Origin of the sequence: Mesorhizobium intechi, from assembly GCF_002879535.1 — a bacterium.
Lineage (GTDB): Bacteria > Pseudomonadota > Alphaproteobacteria > Rhizobiales > Rhizobiaceae > Mesorhizobium > Mesorhizobium intechi.
Genome location: NZ_PNOT02000106.1, coordinates 1 through 2883, shown reverse-complemented (window position 1 = coordinate 2883; position 2883 = coordinate 1). Strand labels below are relative to the sequence as shown.

Here is a 2883-nt window from a genome sequence, read left to right as displayed (position 1 = left end):
GATCGAGACTGTTTCCGATGTCGGCGCCAATCGGCGGCACCCTGCTCATCGCCGGCTGGCTGGGGATAGCGATTTGCGCCCTGGTGCGTCCGCGTTCCTGAGACCGACTACGCAGGTATCAATCCTTGGGACGTTCGGTACGAACCCAAAGATCGCGATTGCGCGCGGCCGGCTTCGTCAGGCGCCGCACCCGCGGCCGCTCGGCGGCCGGGGCGATGCCCCAGTAGTTGCGATAGATATCCTCGAACAAATGCTTGATGGGATGCATGGTTCTTCTCCCTTCAGATTGAATCGATCCAATACGTGAGCAAAAAAAATGCTTCGCTCAGCTGCGCTTGCGCTTCACAAGGAAGCGAAGGTCGCGAATCCATGGGCCGGTCCTGCCCCGGCGCCTGGAGCTGTTGGCGGCCGATCCGATACTCCAGTCGTTGCGATAGATGTCTTGGAACAGATAATTGACGGGATGCATGGCGTATCTTCCCTTGTCATTCAGCAGCACAAATCTGCATCTTGGATCGATTCAAACATATGTCCTAACGCATATTTGGTCAAGCGGAATTTGAATCGATCCAACGAAAGTGCTAGATGCAAATCCGGAACGTGCTAAATGAATGTCAGGAGGCACGCACAATGGCGTCACTCACCGCAGGCAATCGAAGACCCGTCCGGCTGGCCGACATCGCCAAGGCCGCCGGCGTTTCGCACGGCACCGCATCCAATGTTTTCAGCCGTCCGGAGATCGTGCGCGAGGAAGTCCGCGAAAGGGTCAAGGCGGCGGCCGAGGCGATGGGCTATGGCGGGCCGGATCCCAAGGGACGCCTGTTGCGCGCCGGCAAGGTCAACGCCATCGGCGTCGCCACGGCCGAACCCCTCTCCTACTTTTTCGACGATCCTTTCGCGCGCGTCATGATGGCGAGCATCTCGCAGGCCTGCGACGCCACGGGAGCCGGTATCTCCCTGGTTTCGGCCGCCAACAATGAACAGCTGGCCTGGAACATCCAGAGCGCTCTGGTCGACGGCTTCATCGTCTTCTGCATCGAAGGCGGTTCGCGCCTCGTGGAACTGGCACGCGAGCGCAAATTGCCCTTCGTGGCGCTCGACCTGGACTCGGAGGATGGAGCGGTTGCGGCGATCGGCGTCGACAACATCGCCGGCGCCAGCCTGGCGGCTCGCCATCTGACGGATCTCGGACATCGCCGCTTCGCCGTTCTGGCACTGCCTTTTGCCGACGGCAGAACAGGTCTCGTTTCACCCGAGCAGGTTCGATCCGCAACCTATGCGGGAACGCGCGACCGCCTCACCGGCTATCTCCAGGAACTCTCGCGGGCCGGCGTCGACACATCCAAGGTGCCGGTCTACGAGACCGCCAACGATGCGGCCAGCACGAACGCGGCGCTCGAAACCATCTTCGCCGCCAAGGAGCCGCCAACGGCCATCCTGGCGATGTCGGACAAGATAGCCCTGGTGACGCTCGAATGGCTGAGCGCGCGCAATCTCAACGTCCCCAACGATGTTTCCATCGTCGGGTTCGACGGTGTTCCCGAATCCGCCGTGTCCGAGCCGCCCTTGACCACGATCGCCCAGCCGATAGCCGAAATGGGCCGCCTTGCCGTCAAGGCGATCCTCGATAGCGATGGCCGGATCAGCCGGCAATTGCTGCCGGTCGAGCTGACCGTGCGCGCCTCGTCGGCTCCACCGCGCGGCTGAACCGTCCCTCAGCGATTGGCCTTTGCCACCGGCCAGATGCCGAAAGACGTACGAACCGGCGTGACGTCCCTTGGCGGCGCGCGAACCTTGCCCGAGGCGCCGATGGTCGACAGCCATTCGAGATAGAAGGCCAGCGCGAACTGCATGGCGATGCCGGCCGACAGCAGCAGGCTGTCATAAGCAAGCCCGCCCGGATTGATCAGTTTCATCACCTGCGCGACCATGGCGATCACCGTGCCGGCGATGAAGACCGGCAAAGAGCGCTTGCCGAGTATCGCCAGCGGGTGATCATGGCTGGTGCGGAACAGGTTCGACAGCGCAGGCAAGGCGACGATGAGGTAGCTGACCGCCAGTATGTGCAACAGCCGCGGCAGCGACAGGAAGGTCTTGTCGAAGCCACCGATCACCACGGGAAGCTTGAACCAGGTTATCTGCCCCCAAAGCGGGCTGTGCACCCAGACCAGCGCCGTCGCCACATAGGCCGCGGCCGCGCCGACCATCCAACGGTTGACCGGAATGACTCCCCCGCGCCTGACATGCAGCATGGCGGCCACGCCGATGTTGAACAGGAACTGCCAGGACAGCGGGTTCAGGAACCAGAAGCCGGGTTCAGGATAATTGGGCGGAGCGATCTGCCAGATACCGGCAATCAGCCACAGCGCACCGGACGCGGCAAGCGCCGCGGCAGGCCGGTAGCTGATGAGCAGGACGAAGGCCGGAGCCATCAAAAGAAGCGCGGCATAGACCGGCAGGATGTTGTTGTAGCCAAGCTGATGGCCGAGCGTAACGATGCCGACCAGCACTTCCGGCGTGTTCTTCATCAATGGCTCGATGTTGATCAGGTTCAGCAGTTCCGAGCGCCTGGTGAACACCGCCACGGTGCAGAACAAGCCGATCACCACCATCGTGGTGACGATGTGGGCGACGTAGAGCACGCCTGCGCGCCGCCACATCTTCAACGTGGCCAGAAGCCGGCCACCCGGCCGGAACTTCGTCCCGTAGGCGAGCGCGACCGAGATGCCGGAAATCAGCACGAAAGCCTCGGCCGCGTCCGAGAAACCGAAATTCTTGTAGGTCAGGCTCTCGAAAGCCGTGCCGGGCACATGGTCGATGAAAATGATGATCAGGGCCAGCGCGCGTAACACATCGATACGCGTATCGCGATCGGAGATACGC

The 2883-nt window shown here is 62.2% G+C and carries 3 protein-coding genes and 1 pseudogene; 2 read left to right on the top strand and 2 right to left on the bottom strand.

From position 1 onward, the window contains the following. Positions 1–101, top strand: a pseudogene (locus C1D09_RS33710) (DUF423 domain-containing protein); the annotation flags it as partial. A 17-nt stretch (positions 102–118) separates the two neighbouring features. Here C1D09_RS33710 and C1D09_RS33085 read toward each other — a convergent pair. Continuing rightward, on the bottom strand, positions 119–268 hold the full coding sequence (locus C1D09_RS33085; protein WP_095770454.1) for a hypothetical protein: 150 nt from the start codon (positions 266–268) through the stop codon (positions 119–121). Positions 269–630: 362 nt separating this feature from the next. Between C1D09_RS33085 and C1D09_RS09330 the strand changes: the two genes are divergently transcribed. Then, a complete protein-coding gene (locus C1D09_RS09330; RefSeq protein WP_143973990.1) occupies positions 631–1707 on the top strand; it encodes a LacI family DNA-binding transcriptional regulator in 1077 nt (358 codons plus the stop codon). A gap of 8 nt (positions 1708–1715) precedes the next feature. On the opposite strand, the gene C1D09_RS09325 is transcribed toward C1D09_RS09330, so the two are convergent. Beyond that, positions 1716–2883: OpgC family protein (locus C1D09_RS09325; protein WP_246135690.1), on the bottom strand; the 1168-nt coding region annotated here is incomplete at its 5' end.

What these genes read in the sequence shown, in the direction of transcription:
- C1D09_RS33085 (WP_095770454.1), bottom strand. Translation starts at nt 268, where the DNA reads ATGCATCCCATCAAGCATTTGTTCGAGGATATCTATCGCAACTACTGG.
- C1D09_RS09330 (WP_143973990.1), top strand. Translation starts at nt 631, where the DNA reads ATGGCGTCACTCACCGCAGGCAATCGAAGACCCGTCCGGCTGGCCGAC.